Origin of the sequence: Fusibacter sp. 3D3 (assembly GCF_001748365.1) — a bacterium.
GTDB lineage: Bacteria > Bacillota > Clostridia > Peptostreptococcales > Acidaminobacteraceae > Fusibacter_A.
Map to the genome: position 1 here is coordinate 1 of NZ_BDHH01000049.1, position 2,658 is coordinate 2,658.

General features: G+C 35.6%; 1 protein-coding gene and 2 pseudogenes. 2 read left to right on the top strand and 1 reads right to left on the bottom strand.

Annotation, left to right across the window (positions count from 1 at the left end):
- Positions 1-338: pseudogene (locus tag F3D3_RS24415) on the top strand (DDE transposase); the annotation flags it as partial.
- Between the two features lie 69 nt (positions 339-407).
- On the opposite strand, the gene F3D3_RS23070 reads toward F3D3_RS24415, so the two are convergent.
- Complete coding sequence (locus F3D3_RS23070) at positions 408-2,168, bottom strand: hypothetical protein (protein WP_069876875.1); 1,761 nt, start codon at positions 2,166-2,168, stop codon at positions 408-410.
- A 160-nt stretch (positions 2,169-2,328) separates the two neighbouring features.
- Here F3D3_RS23070 and F3D3_RS23075 point away from each other — a divergent pair.
- Positions 2,329-2,658, top strand: a pseudogene (locus F3D3_RS23075) (hypothetical protein); the annotation flags it as partial.

Genomic DNA, 2,658 nt, shown 5'->3' on the forward strand with positions numbered 1-2,658 from the left:
CAGTAAAATCCGTTATTCTTGATTGTGATAATCCTTGTACCAATTCACCATATGGAAGAATTAAAAACATCACTGTTCACCATAATTTCAGATTCAATGCTGCTATGCCTCGAAATAGTAATGAATGGATCAATCTTTACAAAATAAGAACGGTTTGTGAAAGAACCATCGCACAACTTAAATCCTTTATGCAAATCAATATTTCCAAAGTCAATAAAACCTTAACCCTGAAATCAAACATCTTTTTAGCTGGCATCACACAATTGATTGCTTTCATTATCATTCATAAAAGTAAATTAAACATTGGTCATTTGTCTATAAAAACTATGGTTGCATAGAATAACTTACTGCGAAATTGAGTAAGTCTTTATTCTGTTGCGCTTTTTTTTTGAACTTTTTTAGATATTTCAATTTTGCTTGTGGATAACTTTGGTTTTTATTTCGCAACGATCTATATAGGTGACAGTAACCTTTTGAATACCTTTATTGTCTTTAACAATGGCAGGGATAATAAAAGGTAGATTGCCTGTTCGAACTTCTTTGTAATAATCTGGTACGGTAATCGTAGGGGGAGTTGTGTCTGTAATTGTTTCATAGATGGTGTAACCATTAGATTCTTTTGTTCCAGTGTATAATTGTACAGTTGAATCGACGCAACCTATTGTGGCATATAAATCAACCACATCACCTTCCTTTACTAATGTTGAAAAGGCAGCAGCTTTGTAAATGTTGATAGTACCCGTTGCATCTGTGATCTCGGTTAATCCATAAGCATTGTAAGCTCCAAGTTTGACGCTTTTTACCTTAATGAACCGCCCTAGCATGTCTAAACCCTTTGTATTCAGGTCCTCGATCGTAAGGATCTCTGGTGCCATTGGCGTATCAGAACCTATTATTTCTCTAGCAGTGATCAACTTAAGCATTGGAAATCCTCTTTCGATGATATAAGTGCCTGTTAGTTTTACTTGATCCCCAATTTTGGCATCCGTTGGTGTAGCTCCATAGATATAAAGAGAATAAGGGATCCCATCAATAACGGATTGAATCACTGGATTTGCATATTCTTTTGCAAAATAAGCAATTTGTCCTGTAACAGTGATATTTTCTGTGCCACATTTAAGTGCTAAGACATCTTTAATCGTAACAGGGGCACTTTCTATATAAGTTTTGTCTATATGATCATCTTCGCTATTTTGGGGAAGTGGGACAGGCTTGTCATAAGGATTTTCAGTATAGTTATTAGCGTTGCTATTACCAGTATGTGTGAAGACAGTTACTTTATAATCGTCGACCTTAGGAACGTGATTAGGTCTAGCGTTGATGTAAACGTTTGATGACCCATCTGTAGTTGTTTTTAAACCTGCCATATTTGTTGCAGTAACGGTAAAGTTGAAATGAGTACCATGTGGTGAAAGTTCGGTATATGGAATTTTATATTCATACCTGCCATTTATGGTACTTTTAGTCATTTCTCGAGTGTTAAAGCTTTTTTCGCCCATCTTATAGTCGACAGTAACCTTTTGAATGCCTTTATTATCTTGGGCAATGACTGAAATGCGATAATCAAAACCGGGTCGAGCAGGGCTAAAATAAGTTGGCACGATAATCACAGGATATTCAGTATCGTTACTAATATAACCATCAATGCTAAAGATTTCAGCAGCTGGAACACCATATACACGAGGATTTTCATAATAACTACTAGGTGTGACGGTAGTTGCATTAACATATTCGGTAGTCGATACACTTAGTGATTCTGTAGTGACTTTTAAACTATTTACATCTGTTGCAGTAATATAAAAGGTGAATCCTCCAGCCAGATATGAAATTTGCTCACCTAGAATATTATACTCATATCGTCCATTTGTATCGTTTTTAGTCATTTGTTGATCGGAGAAGGTTTTACCTTCACTGTCGGTATTTTTACCAAAAATAGTATAGGTGATGGTCACCTCTTCGATGCCTTTATTATCTTCAGCATCAACTGAAATGAGATAGTCGTGGCGAGGCATAGCCGGTAGGAAAGTACGTTGTACAGAGACCACAGGGTGTTCGGTGTCGGTGTCAACGGCACTAACTGGTATATTTGTTGTACCGATGAGGGTTATAAAAGCCATGAATAAACCTATGTACTTTCTTGCTTTGAATCTTTTAAATATAATGCTCATGTTTTCCTCCTTAATAAAATTATTGTAGTTTCTTGCGAAACTCTGTAAGCATTGAAAATACTTGCTTTTATTTATAGAAATAGCATATTACCCTCCATTTTGGGTATAAATAAGGTGTGTTCCTGTTGATAACTCATACTCAAAAGAAAGGAAGGTAATAATGCTAATTTCTGCTTCTAATCAGGTTTCCCTGTTTGATCTTGATGCTGAGTTTGATGAACTCACTTCATACAAATCAGATCAACTTTTTTCTCTTTTTAACCAGTTTATTGACACAGATGATGTTATTCCAAAATCTTTCTACAGTGTTTACTACTCTAATGTTGGAAAAAACAGAGATTTTCCACTTGAAGGTATGCTCAAAGCATTTATCTTTTACAACTTGCTCGGTCTACCTACCATTTCCACTCTCATTTTTATCATCAACATTTCAAGTGATTTTAGAAAATTTCTAGGCTTTTCCAGAGCACCTCATCCCTCTCAGTTTTCT

Coding starts and splice junctions, on each gene's coding strand:
- F3D3_RS23070 (WP_069876875.1), bottom strand. CDS start 2,168: ATGAGCATTATATTTAAAAGATTCAAAGCAAGAAAGTACATAGGTTTA.